This window comes from Collinsella sp. CLA-AP-H1 (genome assembly GCF_040092945.1).
In the GTDB taxonomy this organism is placed as follows: domain Bacteria; phylum Actinomycetota; class Coriobacteriia; order Coriobacteriales; family Coriobacteriaceae; genus Collinsella.
Genome location: NZ_JBBNKO010000008.1, coordinates 41895 through 65811, shown reverse-complemented (window position 1 = coordinate 65811; position 23917 = coordinate 41895). Strand labels below are relative to the sequence as shown.

Annotated in this window: 14 protein-coding genes; 10 read left to right on the top strand and 4 right to left on the bottom strand. The window is 61.2% G+C overall.

Annotated elements, in window-relative coordinates; translation table 11 throughout:
• The first annotated feature begins 112 nt into the window (after positions 1–112).
• Both AAAV44_RS06070 and AAAV44_RS06065 read left to right on the top strand, forming a co-directional pair.
• Complete coding sequence (locus AAAV44_RS06070; RefSeq protein ID WP_349115004.1) at positions 113–1591, top strand: family 1 glycosylhydrolase; 1479 nt, start codon at positions 113–115, stop codon at positions 1589–1591.
• A gap of 11 nt (positions 1592–1602) precedes the next feature.
• Complete coding sequence (locus AAAV44_RS06065) at positions 1603–2973, top strand: PTS transporter subunit EIIC (RefSeq protein WP_238022412.1); 1371 nt, start codon at positions 1603–1605, stop codon at positions 2971–2973.
• Positions 2974–3099: 126 nt separating this feature from the next.
• Here the strand turns inward: AAAV44_RS06065 and AAAV44_RS06060 are convergent, their stop codons facing one another.
• Positions 3100–5247 (bottom strand): YgiQ family radical SAM protein, encoded by a 2148-nt coding sequence (locus AAAV44_RS06060; RefSeq protein ID WP_349115002.1) that lies wholly within the window; start codon positions 5245–5247, stop codon positions 3100–3102.
• A gap of 262 nt (positions 5248–5509) precedes the next feature.
• On the opposite strand from AAAV44_RS06060, the gene AAAV44_RS06055 reads away from it, so the two are divergent.
• From AAAV44_RS06055 to AAAV44_RS06045, 3 genes are all read left to right on the top strand, one after another.
• On the top strand, positions 5510–6226 hold the full coding sequence (locus tag AAAV44_RS06055) for a YoaK family protein (protein ID WP_055285721.1): 717 nt from the start codon (positions 5510–5512) through the stop codon (positions 6224–6226).
• A gap of 166 nt (positions 6227–6392) precedes the next feature.
• Complete coding sequence (gene fucO / locus AAAV44_RS06050; RefSeq protein ID WP_022094861.1) at positions 6393–7559, top strand: lactaldehyde reductase; 1167 nt, start codon at positions 6393–6395, stop codon at positions 7557–7559.
• 263 nt (positions 7560–7822) lie between these two features.
• Positions 7823–8842, top strand: a complete 1020-nt coding sequence (locus AAAV44_RS06045) for a M42 family metallopeptidase (RefSeq protein ID WP_349105999.1) — start codon at positions 7823–7825, stop codon at positions 8840–8842.
• A gap of 136 nt (positions 8843–8978) precedes the next feature.
• Here the strand turns inward: AAAV44_RS06045 and mnmA are convergent, their stop codons facing one another.
• Positions 8979–10202 carry a tRNA 2-thiouridine(34) synthase MnmA gene (mnmA, locus tag AAAV44_RS06040; protein WP_349115023.1) on the bottom strand — a complete coding sequence of 408 codons (1224 nt, stop codon included), beginning with the start codon at positions 10200–10202 and terminating at the stop codon, positions 8979–8981.
• Between the two features lie 57 nt (positions 10203–10259).
• On the bottom strand, positions 10260–11198 hold the full coding sequence (gene cysK, locus AAAV44_RS06035; RefSeq protein WP_349115001.1) for a cysteine synthase A: 939 nt from the start codon (positions 11196–11198) through the stop codon (positions 10260–10262).
• A gap of 253 nt (positions 11199–11451) precedes the next feature.
• Here cysK and AAAV44_RS06030 point away from each other — a divergent pair, with 253 nt between their 5' ends.
• A complete protein-coding gene (locus AAAV44_RS06030; protein ID WP_022094857.1) occupies positions 11452–11880 on the top strand; it encodes an Rrf2 family transcriptional regulator in 429 nt (142 codons plus the stop codon).
• 141 nt (positions 11881–12021) lie between these two features.
• Here the strand turns inward: AAAV44_RS06030 and AAAV44_RS06025 are convergent, their stop codons facing one another.
• A complete protein-coding gene (locus AAAV44_RS06025) occupies positions 12022–12387 on the bottom strand; it encodes a phage holin family protein (protein WP_035137358.1) in 366 nt (121 codons plus the stop codon).
• A gap of 324 nt (positions 12388–12711) precedes the next feature.
• Between AAAV44_RS06025 and AAAV44_RS06020 the strand changes: the two genes are divergently transcribed.
• From AAAV44_RS06020 to dnaE, 4 genes are all read left to right on the top strand, one after another.
• On the top strand, positions 12712–13011 hold the full coding sequence (locus AAAV44_RS06020; protein ID WP_022094855.1) for a YerC/YecD family TrpR-related protein: 300 nt from the start codon (positions 12712–12714) through the stop codon (positions 13009–13011).
• A gap of 184 nt (positions 13012–13195) precedes the next feature.
• The gene (locus tag AAAV44_RS06015) at positions 13196–16294 is read left to right on the top strand and encodes a PD-(D/E)XK nuclease family protein (protein WP_349115000.1); all 3099 of its coding nucleotides are present in this window, start codon (positions 13196–13198) and stop codon (positions 16292–16294) included.
• Positions 16295–16297: 3 nt separating this feature from the next.
• The gene (locus tag AAAV44_RS06010) at positions 16298–19930 is read left to right on the top strand and encodes a UvrD-helicase domain-containing protein (RefSeq protein WP_349114999.1); all 3633 of its coding nucleotides are present in this window, start codon (positions 16298–16300) and stop codon (positions 19928–19930) included.
• A gap of 177 nt (positions 19931–20107) precedes the next feature.
• Positions 20108–23911 carry a DNA polymerase III subunit alpha gene (dnaE, locus tag AAAV44_RS06005; RefSeq protein ID WP_117716861.1) on the top strand — a complete coding sequence of 1268 codons (3804 nt, stop codon included), beginning with the start codon at positions 20108–20110 and terminating at the stop codon, positions 23909–23911.
• The last annotated feature ends 6 nt before the right edge of the window (positions 23912–23917 follow it).

The window sequence follows — 23917 nt, the reverse complement described above, 5'->3', positions numbered from 1 at the left end:
GGTATTATATCTAAAAAAATGTTATAAACCCACGCTTTCTATGCGATATCTTATGCATCTTGTTCTTCCTAGTATTGGGTTATCCGCTGGAGCATCCGATCAAGGAGGGCAAATGAGTAAGTTAAAACATGGGTTTGACTCCGACTTTTTATGGGGCGGAGCCATATCGTGCTCGCAGGCCGATGGCGCCTGGAATGAGGGCGGAAAGGGAAAGTCGACGCAGGATTGTCGATGGCTGGATGGTACCTGGACTCATGACCAGATTGAGGACAAGCATCAAAACAACCCCTTCTGCCATGACGAACTAATGAACGCTCTCGCAGATGATGGTGTTGAGTTCTACCCGTTTAGGCGCGGTAACGACTTCTATCATCACTACCGTGAGGACATCGCGCTTTTTGCGGAGATGGGCCTCAAGCTGTTCCGCACCTCTATTTGCTGGAGCCGAATCTATCCTAACGGAGATGATCTTGAGCCTAACCGCGAAGGCATCGAGTGGTATCGAAGCATGCTGGGTGAGTGCAAAAAGCACGGCATTAAAACCTTCGTCACCATGCTCCACTATGACATCCCGGTAAATCTTGTCACCACATATGGGGGATGGAAGAATCGCAAGACGATTGATTTCTTCGCCCGCTATGTCGAGACAATCGTTACGGAATTGGGCGATCTGGTCGATTTCTGGCTGCCTTTTAACGAGTTCAATGCAGCGCGTTTTTCGCCTTGGGACGGGGTCTGTCTGGTCAAAGACGAAGAGGGGGAGAACTTCGATCGAGCCATCTTCCAGTGCCTGCACCACGAGTTCGTTGCCAATGCGCGTGCCGTCGAGATTGTCCATCGTCTTTCGTCCGATACTCCCGTTGGCGGCATGATCGCTCGATTCTGTACGTATCCCGCCACCTGCCGTCCCGAAGATAACATGCAGGCTATTCACGACGACCAGTATTCCAACTGGTTCTATACGGACGTGATGACTCGTGGAAAATACCCCGCTTATATGAATCGCTATTTCGACGCGTGCGATATCGAGATTCAAATGGAGCCGGGCGATGAAGAGCTCATCGCTCGCAACACGGTCGACTTCCTGGCCTTCTCGTACTACTTTTCCCAGGTATCCACCTGCGATCAGGGATGGGAGAAGACTGCGGGAAATCTGGTCATGGCAAACAAGAACCCTTATCTCGAGACGAGTGAGTGGGGCTGGCAGCTCGATCCCATTGGCCTGAGGGTTACCCTTAACCAGATGTATGACCGCTATGGGCTGCCCCTGTATATCGCCGAGAACGGCCTCGGTACATCTGATGTGGTCGAGGAGGATGGCAGCATCCACGACGAGTATCGAATCGATTATTTGCGCCAGCACATAAAGTGCCTTAAAGAGGCAGTAATCGATGGTGTTGACGTGCGCGGATACATGATCTGGGGATTCATTGACCTTGTTGCCTGCGGTCCTCTTACGATGGACAAGCGATACGGGCTTATCTATGTCGATCTGGATAATTGCGGCAACGGCACTGCGGAGCGCTTGCGTAAAGACTCTTTCTATTGGTACCAGAAATGTATCGCCACTAATGGCGAGGATCTTGGGTAGGAGTGATTGCTGTGGCAGACAAGAAGGAACTGGCCGCTCGTGTCCTCGAGCTCGTGGGCGGCGCCGATAACGTTGTTATGGCAACGCACTGCATTACAAGGCTCAGATTCAACCTGAAGGACGATAGCAAGGCAGACCTGGAGGCCCTTAAGACGCTTGACGGCGCCTTGGGCGCGCAGGTTAAAGACGGGCAGTGGCAGGTTATCATCGGCGCCAGCGTGGGGTCGGTATATGACGAATTGGAGCCCATGCTAGGCGACAGGATGGGTGGCGAGGTCTCCGCCGATGCCGAGCAGCCTGAGCTCCAAAAAGGTTCGGCTCGCGTATTCGATATCATCACCGGCATCTTCTCCGCTATCATTCCCGCGCTGGTGGCGGGAGGTATCGTAAAGGGCATCCTGGCTGCTATCGCGGCTTTTGGAATCGACACGGGTGCCGGCGACTTTGCGATATTCAATATGATTTCGGATATCCCGTTCTACTTCTTGCCGTTTTTGCTGGCAATGTCTACAGCTGATAAGTTCCGAGTCAACCGTTCGCTTGCGCTTTGTGTTGCCGGATCGCTGATGTACCCGACCATTGTCAACGCTGTCGGTACGGGCGAGACGCCTCTTGCGCTGTTCGGTTTTACGGTGCCGATTTTTAGCTACGCCGATTCCGTGTTCCCGGTCATCTTTGGCGTCATTGGCTTGTCCTTTGTATATCGCGCAATCGACAAGGTCGTGCCGGATCTTTTTAAGCTCGTTGTCGTCCCGGCACTCTCCCTTGCTATCGTGATTCCGGTCAACCTGTTTGTGCTCGCTCCGATTGGTGCCTGGTGCGGTCTTGGTCTCGCCAACGGTATCGTTTGGCTATTCTCGACGTTGGGCCCTGTTGCCGGTTTTCTGCTGGGCTTCTTTATGCCGCTTATTGTGCTCTTCGGCATGCATCAGTCAACGAGCCCTATCCAGATTTCCAATATCGCAACGCTTGGGTATGACTATCTGCTCCCGATCTCTTTCTGCCATAACCTCGCCGAAAGCGGTGCGTCTTTTGGTGCGGCCCTGCGCATGACCGACGAAAAGCTCAAGTCCGCTGCAATGACGTGCGCCTTCTCAGCATTTATGGGAATTTCCGAGCCCGCCTTGTTTACCGTTCAGGTTCCTAACAGGACTCCGCTTATCGCTGCGATGATCGCGGATGGCATTGGCGGTGCGCTTACCGTTGTTCTCGGCGCAAAGTGCTTCGGCTTTGTTATGCCCGGCATTACCTCGTTGCCCGTTTATGCCGATCCAAGCGGCAATCCCATGAACCTGATCATGATTGTCGTCTGCATCGCTTTGACTTGGGTTATCTCTGCGGCGCTCTCGTTTGCGCTCTATGGTCGTTTTGACAAAAAGTAACGACGTTTTGAGATAGACAATATTAATCGGCCGCTCGCCGGGGAATCGTTCTGCGACGCCCCGGCGAGCGGCATTTTATTGGTGGGGCGTGTCGTGTCGCCAACGGCGGCATGCCGCCTCGCCGCGCTAGTTGCGGCGACCGCCTCCGTTGGCGCCCTGACGCCCCTGTGCCGCGCGATTGCGACCGGCAGTGTTCTGCGCGCGGGACATACCGCCGTATCCTTTGCTGCCCTTAGACCCCTTGCCGGCACCGGCGGCGCCACCGTGGGCCTTGCCGCCCTTCTTGCCAGTGCCGTGTCCGCCGCTGGCCGATGTCTCGCCCGGGCGTGACGGCACGGGGCGAATCAGGCAATGCTTGGTGTAGCCGATCAGATCGCGGCGGCCGGCCTTTTCCAACGCCTCACGTACCAGCTTGTAGTTCTCGGGCTTGCGATACTGGATGAGCGCGCGCTGCATGGCCTTCTCGTGCGGGTCGCGCGCCGCATAGATCGGTTTCATGGTGCGCGGGTCCACGCCGGTGTAGTACATGCACGTCGACATGGTGGACGGTGTGGGGTAGAAGTCCTGCACCTGCTCGGGCATGTAGCCCATGTCGCGCACGGCTTCGGCAAGGTCCACGGCTTCCTTCATGGTAGAACCGGGGTGGCTCGAGATCAGATACGGCACCACGTACTGCTTGAGTCCGTATTCGCGATTCAAGCGTTCAAATTTACGGCAGAACGCGTCGTAGACAGCTCGGCTCGGCTTGCCCATCACGGACAGTACCGCATCGCTCACGTGCTCGGGCGCTACGCGCAGCTGGCCCGAGACATGGTGTTCCAGCAGCTCGCGCAAAAACTCGTCCGAGGCATCGGCCATGGTGTAGTCAAAGCGGATGCCGCTGCGGACGAAGACCTTTTTGACGCCCGGCAGCTGGCGCAGGTCGCGCAGCAGCTGCGTGTAGCCGCTCTCGTCGACCACCATGTTCTTGCACACGCTCGGCCACAGGCAGCGCTTGTTCTTGCACACGCCGTGCTTGAGCTGCTTGTCGCAGGCGGGACGGCTAAAGTTGGCCGTCGGTCCGCCTACGTCGTTGATGTAGCCCTTAAACTCGGGATCGCGCGTGAGTAGCTCTGCCTCGCGCATGATCGAGTCGTGGCTGCGCATCTGCAACACGCGGCCCTGGTGGAAGGTGAGGGCGCAAAACGAGCACTCGCCAAAACAGCCGCGGTTGGAGCTAATGGAAAACTTGATCTCGGCAAAGGCCGGCACGCCGCCCGCCGCGTCGTAGTCGGGATGCCAATCGCGTGCGTAGGGGAGTTCGGCAACCTCGTCCATCTCGTCGGTGGTGAGTGTTGCCGACGGCGGGTTCTGCACCACGTACACGCTGTTGGGATATGGCTCTACCAGGCGATGCCCGGTGATGGGGTCCATATTCTGCTGCTGCACGTTAAAGCTGCGGGCGTAGTTGAGCTTGTCGGCGGCAAGGTCGTCCCAGCTGGGCAGCAGGTCGTAGTCGTAGACCTCGTCGAGCGAGCTGGTGCGGTAGACGGTGCCATTGATATAGGTGATCTGATCGACGGGCAGCCCCGCGTCGAGTGCGTCGGCGATCTCGACAATCGCGTGCTCGCCCATGCCGTAGATGAGGATGTCGGCGCCCGAGTCGAGCAGCACCGAGCGCTTGAGCTTGTCCTGCCAGTAGTCGTAGTGGGCCAGGCGACGCAGGCTTGCCTCGATGCCACCGATAATGATGGGGGCGTCCTTAAACGTCTGGCGGATGAGGTTGCCGTAGACCGTGACGGCGCGATTGGGACGGTGCCCCTCCTCGCCACCGGGGGTATAGGCGTCGGTGTGGCGGCGATGCTTGGTCACCGAATAGTGGTTGACCATGGAGTCCATGTTGCCGGCACTGACGAGAAAGCCTAGGCGCGGCTCGCCGAGCACGGTGATGCTGGCGGGGTCGGTCCAGTCGGGTTGGCAGATGATGCCCACTTTGTAGCCGTGCGCGTCGAGGACGCGGCTGATGATGGCCATGCCAAAGCTGGGATGGTCCACGTAGGCGTCGCCGCAGATGTAGACAAAGTCGCACTGGTCCCAGCCGCGTGCATCCATGTCGGCTCGACTGACGGGGAGGAATTTATCGCGGCTCGGACGCCAGGGGCGGACGGGCTTCGCTTGGGAATGCTTGGTGCGGGCGACCGTGGCCTGCGCCTTGCCGCCGCGCTTTTGCTGCTGGCCCTGTTTGCCCTGCTGACTGCGCTGGTTGTTCTGAGCGTGCTGAGGCTTTTTTGCCACGATCCCTCCCGGTGTTTGTATGCTGCACGTAATTGTAACCAGTCTTTTTGGGACGGGGCTAAAAAGACTGGTGGAGTACATGGGCTGGCGGACCGGCGTGTCGATGCGGGTGCTGTACCCGCCGTTTGTTTCCAGACTGTGTATCTGCGCGTTGGAGAACCCGTCTCGCGCGCACGCCATGTTGTCAATGGGTTACAGTATGAACGGCGGCTATGTTTCCGCCAACGCACGAGAGAGTCGTCAACAAGGAGGATGCACGACGATGCAGCGTGCCAAACAGATATCGGAGTCTATTGAGCTGGGCATCATCTTGGCGCTCGCCGGTGGCTTTATGGACGTGTATTCGTACATTGGGCGCGACCATGTTTTCGCCAACGCGCAGACAGGCAACATCCTGCTCGTGGGCGTGAGCATCTCGGAGGGCAACTGGGCACTTGCGGAGCGCTACTTCTTCCCTGTGGTGTCGTTTGCCGTGGGTATTATGCTTGCCGATCTGGTACACGAGCGGTTTGGCAGCGTGATCCACTGGCGTCAGGTGACGGTGTTCTTTGAAGCCGTCATCTTACTGGGCGTGAGCTTTATCCCGGGCGGCAATTTCAACCTGCTCGCCAACTGCCTCACCTCGTTTGCCTGCGGCATGCAGGTCGAGAGCTTCCGCAAGATCCACGGTCACGGCATCGCTACGACCATGTGCATCGGCAACTTGCGCAACGCGCTGCAAAACGTGGACGATTACATCATCACCCACAGGCGCGGCTTTTTGGAAAACGGCCTGCTGTACTTTGGCGTGATCTTTACCTTTGTGTTTGGCGCCGTGTTGGGCAACTGGTGTATTGAGCGCATGGGCTTGCACGCCATCGTCGTGGCGAGCTTGCTGCTGTTTGTCGCGTTTGCCATCATGTTCATCGACCGCGAGCGCGACTTGCGCTTACGCTGGAAGGTTGCGGCCGAGGCTTGGAAAGAGGGCTGCCGAAAGTAACCGAATGCGGCAAAGGGGTTGTCCCTTTGCCGCATTATTTTTCATCATCTGTTGAAACGCTTTAACAATTTTGACGTTCTCACGCGTTTTTTTGTTTCAAAAGCGTTAGGATGGGACTCATAGCGTGGGGCGTAATGGGTGCCCCGCACACGATGGGAGGCTATCAATGGCTAATCGTTTCGTTCTCAATACCATCTCTTATCATGGTTCCGGCGCCATCAAGGAGATCCCCGGCGAGCTCCAGCGTCGCGGCTACAAGAAGATCTTCGTCTGCTCCGACCCCGATCTGGTCAAGTTTGGCGTTACCGCTAAGGTGACCGACGAGCTCGACGCTGCCGGCATCGCTTGGAGCCTCTACTCCGAGATCAAGCCCAACCCCACTATCCAGAACGTCAAGGACGGCGTCGAGGCCTTCAAGGCCGCCGAGGCTGACGCTATCGTGACCATCGGTGGTGGCTCCTCCATGGACACTGCTAAGGCCATCGGCATCATCATCAACAACCCCGAGTTCGCCGATGTCCGCAGCCTCGAGGGCGTTGCTCCCACTAAGAACCACGCCGTGTTCACCATCGCTGTGCCGACGACCGCCGGTACCGCCGCCGAGGTGACCATCAACTACGTCATCACCGACCCCGAGAAGGTCCGCAAGTTCGTGTGCGTCGACACCAACGACGCCCCCGAGGTCGCCGTCGTCGATCCCGACATGATGGCCTCCATGCCCGCCGGCCTGACCGCTTCCACTGGCATGGACGCTCTGACCCACGCCATCGAGGGCTACACCACCAAGGGCGCTTGGGAGCTCTCCGACATGTTCCACTTTGAGGCTATTAAGCTGATCAGCGAGAACCTGCGTGACTCCGTCGCCGAGGCCAAGTCCGGTCAGCCCGGCTCCGGTCGCGAGGGCATGGCCCTTGGTCAGTATGTCGCCGGCATGGGCTTCTCCAACGTTGGCCTGGGCATCGACCACGCCATGGCTCACACCCTGTCAGCTCACTACGACACCCCGCACGGCGTCGCTTGCGCCATGCTGCTGCCGATCGCCATGGAGTTCAACAAGCCGGTTTGCGCTGAGCGCCTGGCCAAGGTTGCCGTTGCCATGGGTGTTGACACCACGGGCATGAGCACCGACGAGGCTGCCGACGCCGCTATCGCCGCCGTCAAGCAGCTTTCCGCCGACGTGAATATCCCGCACGTCTGCGAGGCCATGAAGGCTGACGAGATCGAGGTCCTGGCCAAGGACGCCATGGCCGACGCTTGCTTCCCGGGTAACCCGCGCGAGGCGACGCTCGACGACGTCATTGAGCTCTTCAAGAAGATCTGCCCGGCTGCCTAACCTGGTTCGGCGGGCCCCGCCCGTTAGCCCCAGAATCGTCCTCGGACATGTCGGAGGCCCCGCTGCGCACTACGTGCGGCGGGGCCTCCTTCTGTCCTGCGGAAAGATTCTGGGGCTAACGGGAGGGGCCCGCCGGCTCGTTGTCGTGGCGGGCGCTGTTCGGAAGAGGTCGATGGGTCATCTCGCTAGGTAAAAAGATGGTTCGCGGTGGTATTGTTGCTGTGGGTTTAATTCGATATGAAAGGGTGACTTTGGTGTCCAAGATGGATTCTACGCTCTCCTATATTACTGACCAGTTGAAGGCGCTTACCTCGATTGCTTCGCCTACGGGTTATACCCGTGCGGCGACTGATTACCTGATGGAAACGTTGCGTGATATGGGCTTTGGCCCCGAGCGTTCCAATAAGGGCAATGTGCTTGTTGAGCTTGGCGGCGAGGGCGAGCCGCTTGTGTTGGCGAGCCATGTCGATACCCTGGGCGCCATGGTGCGTTCCATTAAGGACAATGGCCGCCTGCGCCCCACGACGCTCGGTGGGCATCAGTGGTCTACGGCCGATGGCGAGAACTGCACCGTCTACACGCGCGACGGCAATGTCTACACGGGCGTGGTTCTTAACACCGAGCCTTCGGCGCACGTGGCCGACGAGCCGGTCAAGACCATCGAGAAGAACATGGAGATCTTGCTCGACGAGAACGTCGACAGCAAGGACGATGTGCTCGAGCTGGGTATTCAGACCGGCGACATCATCGCTATGGATCCTCGCACGACGGTGACGGAGAGCGGCTACATTAAGAGCCGCTTCCTGGATGACAAGCTATCGGCCGCCATTTTGTTGGGCTTGGCGCGTGCCGTCGCCGCTGGCGAGGTGACGCTTTCGCGTAAGGTTTCGCTGCTCTTTACCGTGTACGAGGAGGTGGGCCACGGCGGCGCCTTCGTGCCGGCCGACACGCGCGAGATGATCAGCGTTGACATGGGCTGCGTGGGCGACGACCTAGGCTGCACCGAGCACATGGTGTCGATCTGCGCCAAGGATTCGGGCGGTCCGTACAACTACGACCTGGTGACGGCGCTGTCCAATATCGCGCGCGAGCTTGAGCTCGATTACGCTATCGACGTGTATCCGCATTACGGTTCGGACGTCGAAGCCACGCTCTCTGCCGGCTACGACATTCGCCATGGTCTGATCGGCCCCGGCGTGTATGCGAGCCACAACTACGAGCGTAGCCACATGGACGGCGTGCGCAACACCTTCGAGCTCGTCCGCGCCTACGTACAGCGCTAGCGATGCAGCGGCCTCGGCTGATACGGCAGTACCGACTGAGGCCGTCCTCTCTAAGTTGCGGTGAAATAGGGACTGTTTGGCGGTTTTAAACGCTTAAACAGTCCCTATTTCACCGCAACTTATGAAGGGGATGGGACTACTTGATAGCTGCCGTAACGGTGCCGCCGCCGAGGACGATGTCGCCGTGGTAGACTACAACGGCCTGGCCGGGGGCGATGGCTCGCTGCGGCTCGTCAAAAGTCAGCAGCATTTGCCCGTCTTCGCCGCGCGTAAGGGTCGCTGCTTGGTCTTTCTGACGGTAACGGTACTTGGCGCCCACGCGAATGCCGCCGGCATCGAGTTCTGCCTCCATGCGGTCGGCAGGGGCGCTCCAGATCCAGTCGTCGGCCGTGAGTGCTGTGGCCGTTAGGTCCTCGGCCTCGCCCAGATGCACGGTGTTGTTGGCGGCATCGACGCCCGTCACATACACGGGATGCGCCATCGCGACGCCCAAGCCCTTGCGCTGGCCGATGGTATAGCGCAACGCGCCGTTATGGCGTCCGACCACGCTGCCGTCGCGCCACACAATGTCGCCCGGTGCAGCGGGATGTCCGCAGCGGCGCTCGATATAGCCCGCGTAGTCACCGTCTGGAATAAAGCAGATATCCTCGCTCTCGGCCTTTTTGGCGTTGGCAAAGCCCTGTTCGGCGGCTATGCGGCGCACGTCGCGCTCTTTGTCTAGGCCTGCCAGCGGAAAGATCGTGTGCGCCAGGCGCTCCTGCGTAAGCGAATATAAAAAGTAGCTCTGGTCCTTTTTGGGATCTTCGCCGCGATGCAGCTGCCAGGTGCCGTCTACTGTCTGGCTTGTTTTGGCGTAATGACCCGTTGCGATGTAGTCGCAGCCCATGTCCAGCGCCGCACCGAGCAACGCGCCAAACTTTATGTGGCGGTTGCAGATGATGCACGGGTTGGGCGTCAGCCCCTCCTGGTAGGCGTTCACAAAGCGCTCGATAACGCTGTGGTCGAAGGTCTGCTGCAAGTCGAGCACATGGTGGGGTATCCCCAGACGCTCGGCGACGGCCTTCGCATCGGCGATGTCGCGGTCGACCTTACTCATGCCCGTGGCGGGATCGGGCGCGGGGCAGGTGAGGCGCATGGTGGCGCCGACGCATTCGTAGCCATGGCTTTTGAGCAGGTACGCGGTCACGCTGGAATCGACGCCGCCGCTCATGGCGACGAGCACGCGCTTGTTGTGCATGGGGAGGTTCTCCTTGGTGGCATGTGGCCAAAAAAGAAAAGCGGCGCGGGAGGCTGGTTCCGCGCCGCAGACATTGTAGCAAGTTCGGGCGTCTCGTGGGACACCCTGATTGGATGGGCTCAGACTGCCGGGAGAGAGGAGACCGGCTCGTCCGTGGGCTCAACCTATGGGCGACAGGCCCTAGTCCTGGAAGAGCGCCGTGGACAGGTAGCGCTCGCCGGTGTCGGCAAGCAGGGCCACGATGGTCTTGCCCTCGTTCTCGGGGCGCTTGGCCAGCTGCAGCGCGGCCCACACGGCGGCGCCGGACGAAATGCCCACGAGCACGCCCTCCTTGTGGCCCACGGCGCGGCCGGTCGCAAAGGCGTCGTCGTTCTCGACGGGGATGATCTCGTCATAGACCTGGGTGTCGAGGACGTCGGGCACAAAGCCGGCACCGATGCCCTGGATCTTGTGCGGACCGGCCTGGCCCTTAGAAAGCACCGGCGAGGTGGCGGGCTCGACGGCGACGACCTTGATTTCGGGGTTCTGCTCCTTAAGGAACTCACCCACGCCGGTCACGGTGCCGCCGGTTCCAACGCCGGCGACGAAGATGTCGACCTCGCCGTCGGTGTCATCCCAGATCTCGGGGCCGGTCGTGGCCTTGTGGATGGCGGGGTTGGCGGGGTTCACAAACTGGCCGGCGATGATGCTGTTTGGCGTCTCCTTCTGCAGTTCCTCGGCCTTGGCGATGGCGCCCTTCATGCCCTTGGAACCGTCGGTGAGCACGAGCTGTGCGCCATATGCCTGCATAAGCTTGCGGCGTTCGACGGACATAGTCTCGGGCATGGTGATGATCACCTTGTAGCCGCGAGCCGCCGCCACCGAGGCGATGCCGACGCCGGTATTGCCGCTCGTGGGCTCGATGATGGTGTAGTCGCCGTCGCGCACGAGCTTGCCGGCCTTCTCGGCCTCGTCGATCATGTTCTTGGCGACGCGGTCTTTGACGGACCCGGCGGGGTTGAAGTATTCCAGCTTGACGAGCACGCGGGCCTTGAGGTCCTCATCGGCCTCAAAGTGAGTGAGCTCCAGAAGCGGGGTGTGGCCGATAAGCTGATCGATGGACGTATAAACATTGCTCATGGTGAACCTCCAAAGTGTTCAAATGACTGGATGCCGTGTGGTTTTACGGTGTGTGTAGCAGCGAAACCAACAAACCTTATAGGTTGTTCGTTTTGCTGTTGGCAAGCATAGTAGACAGTAAAGCCTAGTAACGCAATAGGAAATAGAAGATTATTACGAGTCGATTAACCATCTTGGCCGGAACGGGTATTTTCAAAACCAATATTTCGGCTAGAATTTCTACGGACTAAATGACCGAAAGGCAGCACTATACATGTTGGTTTCTACTAAGGGCAGATATGCCCTGCGCGTTATGGTCGATCTGGCCGAGCACCAGGCAGCCGGTCGCATCCCGCTCAAAGAGATCGCGGCGCGACAGGGGATTTCCGAGAAATATCTCGAGAACATTTTGGCTACGCTCGTGCGCGCCAACATGCTCTCGGGCATGCGCGGCAAGGGCGGCGGCTATGTGCTCACGCGCCCGCCCGAGCAATACACGGTGGGCGAGATCTTGCGCCTGACCGAGGGCAGTCTGGCGCCGGTCGCCTGCCTGGATGGCGACTGCAAGGGCTGCTCGCGATCTGATGAGTGTCCCACGCTCGACGTGTGGAAGAACCTGGACAAGCTCATCAACGACTACCTCGACGGTGTGACGCTCGATCAACTTGTCGCTCCCAACCATGGCTACGACTACGTCATCTAACCCACACCTGCATTTGGGGACGGGGTGGAAATGGTAGATTTTCTCGCCCTTTGAGACTTGGCAAATAAGAAGGCCGCCCATTTTTGCGATGGGCGGCCTTCGTTTTGGGCTGTTGAGACGGACACGGCCGGAATGGCCGTTTTAGTCCTCGGCGATGCTGTCGAGGATGCTGCGCGTGATGGACACCAGGATGCTGCCCATAAAGGCCGATCCAAAGCTGGCGATGGAGATGCCGACGCCCAGCAGGTTGACCGACAGGTAACTCGCGAGCTCAAGCATAAAGCTGTTGACGACAAGCTGGAAAATGCCCAGCGTAATGATCGTGAGCGGCAGCGAGATGACCGTGAGGAACGGTTTGACGAACGAATCGACAATGTTCAGGAACAGTCCCACAAAGGCAAAGCAGACCCAGGTCTCGGCAAAGCCGAAGGGTTGGATACCGGGGACGAGGAACGTGGCGATCGCGATGGCGATCGAGGTGAAGAGCCAGTTAAGCATAAAGCGCATGGCGTGAATCCTTTCTTGCGCCGGGGTTGCTGGCGTCGCGTGAAGCGGCTTGCGGCGGCGACCTGGATGGTTGCGCGGGCGCGCCGCGGTGTTTGGGCGCCCATTGTCTCAAATATTCGTGGAGCTTACGTGCGCATATGGTTTCTAAACGGCGTTCGTCCTGAAAAACGCGCCGCTGGCAGAGAGTCTTGTCGCTTTAGTTTGGTGGTGTGCTACACTGCTACGGGCAAAAGCCACAGGCGTTGCCCTATTGCATGGAACGGGCGAACGATGCCCGATGTCAGTATCAACTTCGATGCCTTTTGGCGGGTTTGGCGGTGATCGATGAATATCGAGAACATGTTTGACAAGCCTGATGTCAAGCAGCTGGTCCACGCATTTAGCCTTTTGGACGACGAGAAGGATATCCAAGCGTTTTTGACCGATATCTGCACGCCGCGCGAGATTTGCGACCTTTCTCAGCGTTTGCAGGTTGCGCGCTATTTGGACGAGGGCGAGCCTTATGTTGAGGTTCAGGCCCGTACCGGCGCTTCGTCCACCACGGTGAGCCGCGTTTCAAAGGCGCTGAACGGCGAGTACGGTGGCTACCGCAAGATCCTCATTAAGTTGGAGGATGGCGAGTAGGCCGGCGACAACATTGAATTACGAAGAACCGTCCCTCCGGGGGCGGTTTTTATATGCCTGCAATCGGCTGGTGCGTTGGGTTCAGGTTGCTTTGTACCAAAAGATGGAACTGCGGTGGCAATGTGTCCGCTTGGGCGGGTAGGATGGATGCATTGATTATTGCGAACGGTTTGAGCGGAGGACCATGCCTGTTCGAATCTATACCACCAATGCCGGCACGGATTTGAGCGATGCCGAGTCGGCGCTGCTTGCCGACCTTATTGCCCGTCACGGGCGTGCCGTGCTGCTGGCGCCAACGTTCGCCGAGCTCGACCTGTGCCGTCATGATGCGGCGGAAGCCGGGGCTTCGCTGGGTATCGACTACAAGACACCTTCGTCATGGCTTCGCTCGCTTTGGGAGCTTTTGGGCGACGGGCGCGATTTCGTCGACAACCTGCAACGCCAGATGCTGTTTTCGGATATGATTGCCCGCCGCGACGATGCCGACCTGCAGCCGCTTTCGCGTAGCCAGGGCACGGTGCGCATGCTCGCGCGCATGGCTCGCGATGTGCTTCCGGGTGTGGCGGGGACAGGTGCCGAGCGTTGCTGCGACAACGTTTGCCGGCCCGATCCCAAGAGCGACGCCGAGGCTCGCGTATTCGAGCTGTTGAGTGCCTATGCGAGCGGCTTGGACCGTCGAGATATGGTCGAGCCCTGCGAGGCAGCTGACATTATGGCCGGCGCTTTGACCGACAGCCTGCCGGCGTACGCCCGCGCCGTTTGCGTGCGCGGCGTCACGTCATTTACGTATAGCCTGCTCGAGCTGCTGTCCGCCGTGGCAAACAACGGGGGAGAGGTTGTCGTGCTGCTCGCCCGCGAGCAAGCGGCGATGCGTGAGGAGCTGGCCACGGCCCTTGATACCCGCGGTGTGCTGTTTGAGGTTGCACCGCTGGACGAGGATGCTGGCGCTCCCGCGACTGCTCCAAAGTCCGTCGCACGTCCTGCCTTTGTGGAAGTCGCCGGCCCCCATGCTCGTGCCCGTGTCTATGCGGACGTCATCGATAAGATGGTGAAAGCGCACAAGGAGTCCAAGGTCAACGATGCCGCCTCCGCGCCCGCCGATCCCGTGCGCGTGATCGTTGTTTCTGCCCGGGCACCCCAGTTGTTCGGTGAGCTCGCCGCTCGTTTGGCGGCGCGCCACGTTGCTGCCGAGACGACCGAGTTCACGGCGTTTTCTCAATCCATTGTGGGCAGGCAGTTCACGGCGCTCGCCAACCTGATCGAGCGTATGAAGGCCGCCGACGAAGGGGCAGCTTCCAAGACTGAGTGGTGGCCCGCTCCGGAGCTTACCGACTGGATTTACAGCCCGCTTTCGGGTACTGACGCCGCGAGCGCCCGCGGCTTCGACAAGAACATGCGCCTGTCGCGCAGCAAGACCACTGCGGGCGTCAAGAGCCTGCTGCAGAGTGTGCAGGGCCAGGTGAGGGGCGCCCGCAAGGCCGCCAACGACGATAACTGGTTTAAGAATGTGCCGTGCGTGGTCTCGGACGTGTTTCAGGCGCTGTGGCGCGACAAACCCGTGACGGCGCTCAAGGCCATGCTCGCCGTTGCAGAGGCGTTGCCCGATCGCTCGCTGGGCAGCTTGGATGGCCAGGCCCGTCGCCAGGCGGAGGTAGCCCTGCTGCGCCACGCCATCGACATCCTTATGAACGATGCTCGCGCGCTCGACGTGTCGCAGGCCGCGACCGTGCCGGTTCTCGACGGCGTTCGAACCAAGGTGGACAAGCGCAGTACCGCCTACGATTACGAGACCTATGAGGTCGATCGCACACCACGAGCACAAGTGCGCTTCGCGTCGCTTGCCGATGCGTCGGTTCTTCGCCCTGGCAGCTACGATGCCGTGCTGTTTGCCGATGTCGACCTGGACAGCTATCCGCTTTCGCACGAAGAGGGCCCGCTTGCCACGTTGACAGCCGAGCTGCGCCGCGACGGCGTGTCTTTGGAGCCCGCTGCCCTGCTGCGCGTGCGCTTTGGCCGTGCGATGCAGGCGGCGAGCGGTCCGGTCGCGCTCGCCCGTGTGACGCACGATCGCCAGGCACGCGAGTGCTACCCGGCAGCCGTATGGACCGAGCTGTGGGCACATGCCGAGGCCGCTGGCGCTGCCAAGCCCATGCGCGTGGGCGAGGGCGATATCATCGCCGACTTCGATCCCGCGGCAGGTGAAGGCCTCAAGCGCGAGCGCGTGACCTGTGAAGCCCCTCAGCATCTGAGTGCCGAGGCCGTGCCGTATTTGGTCCTGCGCCGTCGCGATGGCGAGGGTGAGGACGCGCCGCTCGTGCCGCGTCTGACGTCCGCCTCGCAGATCGAGGCCTATTCGACCTGCCCGCTATGCTGGTTCGTCTCGTACCGCGTGAAGCCCCAGTCGATCGACGCGGGCTTTGGCAACATGGAAAAGGGCAACTTTGTCCACGACGTGCTGGAGCATCTGCATGCCCGTCTGCCCCAAGAGAGCATGGAGCGCGTGACGCCCGAGAATCTGCCGCGCGCACAGGAGCTGCTGCACGAGGTCTTTGACGAGACGTTGGCCGAGCACGCCGGCAAGCGCGGCACGGAGGGCCCGCTGGTGCCGCTCTCTGCGGTGGAGGAACGCCAGGTGGCCGAGATCTTGCCGCAGCTGGAGGGTGTGCTTGCCTACGAGTCCGAGGCACTTGCCCCCTTTGCCCCGCGCTACCTGGAGTTCGCCTTCAACGAGCTCAAGGTCGAGTATGCCGGTTGGCCGCTTGGCGGGCGCATCGACCGCGTGGACGTGGACGCCGAGAATCGTGCCGTGGTGATCGACTACAAGCATCGCACGGGCGTTGAGGAGTTTAAGCTCGCCGACCCCACGGTGCGCGACGAGGAATCGGGCACGGCGCCCATCGACGATCCGCGCTGGTTGCCACCACATACCCAAACGCTCATCTACGCCCAGGCCATGCGCCGGGCGCTGGATTTGGACACCCGCGCGGCGCTCTACTTTTCGACCAAGGGCGGCAAGCCGGCGTTGCGCGGTGCCGCGAGCGCCGAGCTGCTCGAGGAAGAGCGCGGCGACGGTCGCATCCCGGGCCTTAAGAAAGGTTTCCCCGGCGAGGGTGGCAGCATGGACTTCGACGCCCTGCTCGATCGCGTTGAGGCCGGCATCGCCGAGCGCCTGCGCGAGCTCGAGGCAGGCAACGTTGCCGCCGTCGACCCGACGTCGGCTCAGGCCGCGCATGCGCGCTGCTCGTATAACCACGAAGGAACGTTTGTAAGGAGGGACGTGTAGACCATGGATCTTTCGACTTTGATGCCGCAACAGCTGCAGATTGTCAAAACGCTCGACCGTCCGCTGTTTGTCTCGGCGGGCGCCGGTTCGGGCAAGACCTTTACCCTCACGCGTCGCATCGTCTACGCGCTCTCGCCTGAATCCGGTCCGTTCGTTGAACATCTTGACCAGGTGCTCGCCATTACCTTTACCAAAGATGCCGCGGCCGAGATCCGTGACCGCGTGCGCCGTGCGCTTATCGACGAGGGCATGGACGAGGAAGCACTGACCGTCGACGACGCGTGGATCTCGACCATTCACGGCATGTGCTCGCGTATCCTGCGCGCGCATGCGCTGGAGCTGGGCATCGACCCCGAGTTCACGGTGCTCACCGATACCGACGAGCTTATGGACCAGGCTGTTGAGCATGTGTTGGCCCGCGCGACGGCGCCCGATGCCGCCCCCGAGCTCGCGGCATCGCTCAAGGCCCTCTATGCCTGGTATCCCATGGCGGGCGAGGGCGGTTCCTTTGGCGCTGGCGCGACCATCAAGGGCCTGGTGCGCGACCTGCTGGAGCTGTCGAGCCAGTTGCCGGGCGGTATGGACGACGTGTGCGTGGCGCGCGGGCAGGCCGATACCTCGGCACTCGCCGATGCCTATCGCGCGGCGCTGGGCGCAAGCAAGGCCGCGACCGAGAAGGCGCAGATGGCACTCGACGCCATTGACGCGTTCGAGGCGAGCGGCAAGACCATGGCCGATGCAGCGCGACTCATGATGTCGTGCACCATGCCGCGCGCGAGCAAGGCATTCCCTAAGGAGCAGGTCGAGCTGCTCAAGGCCGAGGCCGCCGATGCGTTTATCAATATCGTGCTTGCCTGCGGTGGCCCGGCGCTCGATGCGCTGGTGGGCCTGGCCCGTTCCGTGGAGGCTGAGTATCGCGCGCTGAAGGCTGCCCAGTCCGCCCTCGATAATAACGACCTGCTGCGTATGGCCTACGAGGCCCTGCGCGATTACCCTGCCATCCGTGCTGCGTACGAGGGCCGCTTTAAGATGGTCATGATCGATGAGTTTCAGGATACCGACCAGATGCAGGTCGATCTGATACGCTACCTGACGGGTGCGGGGGAGCGCGCGCTGTGCACCGTGGGCGATGCGCAGCAGTCCATCTATCGCTTCCGTGGCGCCGAGGTCGAGGTGTTCCGTCGTCAGGAGCGCAAGGTGGGCTCGTCTGCCGCGCCCGAGGCGACTGCCGTGGCCGATGCCCCTGCCGGCGAACTCGTCAAACTCGTGCGCAACTTCCGCAGCCATGACGAGGTGCTGCGTTACGTGGCACGCGTCTTCGACGGCGATGACGGCGGCCTGATGCAGGGCTTTTTGGATCTTGAGGCGAGCGATGGCCGCAAGGACACGCTGGTGGCGGACGCCTCGCGCCGCCAGGCCCTCTTTGTTGCCGGCGGCAGTATGCAGGAGCGCACACAGGCCAAGGCCCGCGCGATCGCCGAGCGCTTCCGCGCGCTTGCCGATGCCGGCCAGCCCCAGGGCGGCATGGTACTGCTGCTGGGCCGCATGACCAACGCCGATGTCTACGCCCAGGCCTTCCGCGATCAGGGGCTCGACTGCGTCATCGCAGGCGGCTCGGTCTTTGCCCAGGCAGCCGAGGTGCAGACGGTGCGTGCCCTGGTCTGCGCGCTCGCCAATCCGGCCGATACGGCGCAGGGCCTTATGCCGCTGCTCGCCTCGCCGATGTTTGCGCTCGGCGCCCAGGAGTTCCTGGCGCTGGCGACCAAGCTCGATGGCGAGACGGGGGAGACCTCGCGCCGGAATATCGACATGGGCATCATGAGCGATTCCGATGTGCCGGGCTTGCAGGGCTTGCCGCTTGTGACGCGTGCCCGCGAGGTGCTGCGCTACGCACTGCGTCGCGTGGGGCGTGATTCGTTCGCCGCCATCGCGCGCGACGCGGTCAATGCCTCCGGCTGGTTCGTGCGCCTGGCGCAGCGCGGCCCCGAGGGCAAGGCCATCGCCGCCAACGTGCTCAAGGCGCTCGACGCCGTGGCCGAGGAGGAGGTCGAGTTCGGCAACTCGCCGCGTTCCATCGCGCTGGCCTTCGACCGCTTCTTGGCGGGCAAGGAGGCCCCGGGTGCCCTCAACGAGGAGGGCGACGGCGCGGTGCGCATCATGACCGTGCATGCGTCCAAGGGTCTGGAGTATCCGGTCGTAGCGGTTGCCGAGTGTTTTGGCGTGCGCAAGCCGTCCGGTGCGGCTCAGATGGGGCGTGTCGAGGGCGGAGCGCAGGTCGTGGCACTGCCAGCTCGTTTTGATGGCGTTAAGCTTGCCGATGGGACCTTTGTGAAGGGCGATGACGTAAAAAAGCAGTTTGAGCATGCGTTTAAGGGCAAGGGCACGTCGCTGTGGCTGCCGCCGGAGCTCATGGAGGACGTCTGTGCGACGGGTTCTCCCGCCGAGGCATTTGCTCGCCTGCGCAACGACGACCTGCAGCTTTCGCTCGAGGAGCGGGCTCGTCTGCTCTATGTCGCCATGACGCGAGCGCGTGAGCTGGTCATTCTGGCGATGGATGCCGGCGTGAGCCGCGGCAAGGTGACGGCGCCGACCTTTGATGTCGAGACCGATCTGACCTACGATGTGCTGCGCCGTATTTTGCCGACCGATGCTCTGGATATGCCGCAGCTCGATGCCGACCGCTTGGTGTTCGACAACTCCCAGCTGGGCGACTACGAGCTCATTTCGCTCGCGGGCTTTACCTTTGGCGAGCAGACGTTTGAGGCCAACGCTTCGCTGGATGCCGAGGGCAGGCTTGTTCGTGGCGATGCCGATACGGATGCTGCCGACGATTCGGCCAGTACAATCGTCCCCGGTCCTGTCGACCCCAAGCCCGATTCGTTCGAGCTTGTGTATCCCCAGGCAGTGGGCGTGCGCATGGGCATCTGTCCGTATCCGATGCGTGACTCGTATAGCTACTCGTCAATCGCCGCGGCACTCCATGCCGAGACGGAAGACCGTGCCGCCGAGGCTCGTGTTCCCATGGACGAGACCGGCGATGATGCGGAGTCGGATGGTTCCGAGATGACGGACGCAGACGTGGCCGCTGTCGAGCCCGCCGGCAATCCCATGGCGCTGGGCTCGGCCTTCCACGCCGCCTGCCAGTGGCTCATCGAGATGGGTGCCGATGCGCTGCCCGCTGAGCGTGCCGACGCCCTGGCTCGCCTGTGGCACCTGACGCCAGAACAGCGCGAGCGCTTCGATGTCGCTCTGGAGCGCTGGCTCAAGTCGTCGGTTCGTGCCGAGCTGTTCGCGTGGCCGTGCGTTCGCGCCGAGGTGCCGTTCTTCTCGCTGGGCTGCGAGGACGAGGACATCGCCCGCTACGGTGCATATGCCGAAGGCGCCATCGACGCTTTGGCGACCGACCCGGCCGATCCGTCACGCGCACTGGTCATCGATTACAAGACGGGTGGCACGCCGGATGAGACGCCGGACCAGCTGCTCGAGAAGCACGCCCTGCAGGCGCGCGTCTACGCCGACGTGTTGCACAAGGCGGGCTTTGAGACGGTGACGGTCAAGTTCGTTCGCGTGGAGCAGGCGAATCCAGCCATCTTCGTCGAACCCGCCGAGCCTCAGGTGGTCACCTACAACCTCTAGTCCTCAGATAACTTGCGGTGGAATAGTTCCTGTATTGCGGCCCAGGTGGCCCAAGCGGGAACTATTTCACCGCAACTGCAAGAGGAGCCGTGTGGGTTTGGCTAGGTTCGGGTGCCGTCCGTGCCGTGCGGTAGAATCGTAACCCTAAGATCACGAACCCGCATCGGAGCTCATTACATGGCATTCGTCCATCTGCACAATCACACTGTTTTCTCCATGCTCGACGGCGCAACCCGTATCCAGGATATGGTCAATCGTGCCGTAGAGCTGGGCATGCCCGCCGTCGCCATTACCGACCACGGCTACATGTATGGCGTGCCCGACCTGGCGCTGGCCTGCGACGCCGTCAACCACAACACGCCCGAGTACAAAACCTGGAGCCACGACAAGGCCTTCCTGGAAAAGGACCGCCGCGACGAGCTGGTGGAGCCCGATCCCGAGGAAAACCCGCGCGAGCATGCCCAGTATGTGAAGGACATGGCCATGTGGGACGAGAAGGGCAACATCGACGAGCTCAAGCCGCCCCTGGTCATCAAGCCCATCTTTGGCTGCGAGGTCTACTTTACGCCGGACGAGACCCTTGCTCGCGACCACAAGCCCGAGCTCTACCACATGATCCTTCTGGCCAAGGACCAGGAGGGCTACGTCAACCTGATGCAGACGGTTTCCGAGGCCGCCGTGCAGGGCTTTTACTACAAGCCGCGCGTGACGCTCGACAACCTGCGCCGCCACGCCAAGGGCATGATCTGCACGAGCGCCTGCATCGCGGGCATCATCCCCAAGTACATCGACCGCGGTGACATGGAGGGCGCCATCAAGTGGGCCGAGACCTTCCGTGACACCTTCGAGCCCGGCGACTTCTACATCGAGATCCAGGAACACGGCATCACCACCGACAACGGCCTGACCGACGAGCAGATGGACCGCACGCTCATCGACATCGCCAAGCAGGTGGGCGTCAAGGTCATCGCCACCAACGACTTCCACTACCTGCGTCGCGAGGACGCGCCCGTGCAGGACGTCATCATGTGCATTGGCATGAACGCCAAGGTCGACGACCCCAACCGCATGCGCATGACCGGCTCGGAGTTTTACATGAAGACCGAGGAGGAGATGCGGGCGATGTTCCCGTATTGCCCCGAGGCCTGCGACAACACGCTCGAGATCGCCGACAAGTGCTACGTTGAGCTGGACTGGGACTCCATCATCCTGCCGCGCTTCCCGTTGCTCGATCCCGGCGAGACGCACGAGAGCCAGTTCCGCCGCGAGTGCGAGAAGGGCCTGCGCCAGCACTATGGTGACGACTGGGCCACGCGCGAGATCGGCGGCGTCAACATCAAAGAGCGCTTTGAGTACGAATACAAAGTCATCTGCGACAAGGGATTTGCCGCCTACTTCTTGATCGTTGCCGAGTACGTGCAATGGGCCAAGGACAACGGCATCGGCGTCGGCCCCGGCCGTGGCTCGGCCGCCGGTGCTATCGTCGCCTACGCCATGAACATCACCGCGTTCGACCCGCTCGAGAACGGCCTGATGTTCGAGAGGTTCCTGTCCCCGCAGCGTACCGAGATGCCCGATATCGATATGGACTTCGACGATGAGCGGCGCCTCGAGGTCGTGGAGCACGTTCGCCAGCTCTATGGCCCCGAGAAGGTCACCCACGTCATTACCTACTCGACCATTAAGGCCAAGCAGGCCATCAACGACGCCGCGCGCGTCCTGGACTACCCGGTCTACATGGGCCAGCGCCTGTCCAAGATGGTCTCGAGCGACCCCAAGGTCAAGCTCAAGCAAGTGCTCGAAAAGCAACCCGGCAAAGAGGATCTGTTTAACCCCGACTTTGCCGAGGCCTATAAAAAGGATGACGACGCCCGCCGCATCATCGACACGGCGCTCTCGATCGAGGGCCTCACCCGTGGCGAGGGTGTGCACGCGTGCGCCGTTCTGATCTGCCGCGATCCCGTCAACGAGCATGTGCCCACCAAGCTCGATACCAAGGGCGGCGTCGAGATTACCCAGTACGAGGGCCATACCGTTGCCGACATGGGCCTGCTCAAGATGGACTTCCTGGGCCTGCGCACGCTGACGGTTATCTCTAAGGCCAAGGCCAACATCAAAAAGAACTTCGGCATCGACATCAAAGAGGAAGAGATTCCCTTTGACGACCCCGAGATCTTTAAGCTCATGGGCTCCGGTCACACCGCCGGCGTCTTCCAGGTCGAGTCCGCCGGCATGACGGCCACGATCAAGAACATGAAGCCCACCGAGTACAAGCATGTCGTGGCATTGATCGCCCTGTACCGCCCGGGCCCGCTGGGCGCCGGCATGGTCTCGTCCTACATCAACCGCATGAACGGCAAGGAACCGGCCGTCTCCTACGACGACCGTCTGGACGACATCCTGGGCGAAACCTACGGCACCATGGTCTACCAGGAGCAGGTTATGCTCATCTCCGTCGAGATGTGCGGCTTCTCCAAGGGCGAATCGGACTCGCGTATCCGTAAGCCCGTGGCTAAGAAAAAGATCAAGCTGCTCACGTCGACGGTGCTCCACTGGGAGGATGGCTCGGACGAGACCACCTACGACCACTGGATGAACGGCGCCATCAAGAACAACTACACGCGCGAGGTCGCCCAGAAGATTTGGGACGATGTTCTTGAGTTCGCGTCCTACGCCTTTAACAAGTCGCACTCCGCCGGCTACGCCATCCTGGTTATGCAGACGGCGTGGCTCAAGGCGCACTATCCGCACGAGTACATGGCGGCCGTTCTGACGTCCTATACGGGCAAGACCGACAAGATCGTTCACTACGTCTCGGCGTGCCGCCACGACGGCATCCCCGTGCTGTCGCCAGATGTCAACGAGTCCGGTACCGAGTTCACGGCTACCAAGGAGGGCGTGCGCTTTGGTCTGGCCGGCATCCGCGGCGTGGGCACCGGCGTGGCGCAGGCGATTATCGCCGAGCGCGAGGCGGGCGGTCCGTTTAAGACGCTGCACGACTTTGTCGAGCGCGTGGACTCGAGCCAGGCCAACCGCCGTGTGATCGAATCGCTGATCAAGGCAGGCGCCTTCGACTCCACGGGGTATCCGCGTCGCCAGATGATGCACTTTGTGGATAAGAACAACCCTGAGAACATCATCGATGCCGCGGTAAAGCGCCAGAAGGATCGTGCGAGCGGCCAGACGTCGTTCTTCGACATGTTTGGCGACGTTGAGGGCTCGGGCTTTGAGGTGAGCGTGCCCGATCCGGACGGCCAGGAGTGGGACCGCCACCTTAAGCTGAGCCAGGAGAAGGAGGTTCTGGGCATCTATGTCTCGGACCACCCGCTGCGCCCGTTTGAGTATGCGCTAGCCAAGGCGCGCGACTTCTCGTTCTCGCAGATCGATACCGGCTACGAGGTGCAAAACCCCACGGGCGGTACCATCAACCAGGAGATTCCCGAGGGCAAGGCGCTGTGGTGGGCCGGTATGGTCTCGAGCGTGTCCAAGCGCGTAACCAAAAACGGCGACCCCATGGGTATTGTGCAGCTCGAGGACATGGAAGGCGAGGCCACGGTCGTGGTGTTCCCCAAGACCTACAAGGAGGCCGAGGGGTACCTGTACGGCGAGGTCGATCCCGAGACCGGCGCGCAGCTGTCCGATGCGTTTGTGCGCATTAAGGGCAAGCTCGAGCGCTCGGACCGCGGCGACCAGATCATCGCGCAGGAGATCGTGCCGCTGGAGCTCAACGAGGAGAACAACAAGCCCAAGGTGTTTGAGGTCATGGTGCCCAACAGCCGCTTTAGCCAGGGCAATATGGCGCGTCTTGCCACGGTGCTTACCGCCAACCCGGGCGGCGACCGCGTGGAGATCTTTATCGAGCAGGTGGACGGGCGTGTGCTGCGTGCCGAGGTGCCGGCCAAGGTCAACGCACGCTCGATTCCGCTGTTGGCAGAGGCAAAGGCCATCGTCGGCAACCAAGGCCGCGTGACGGTGATCTAGGGACGG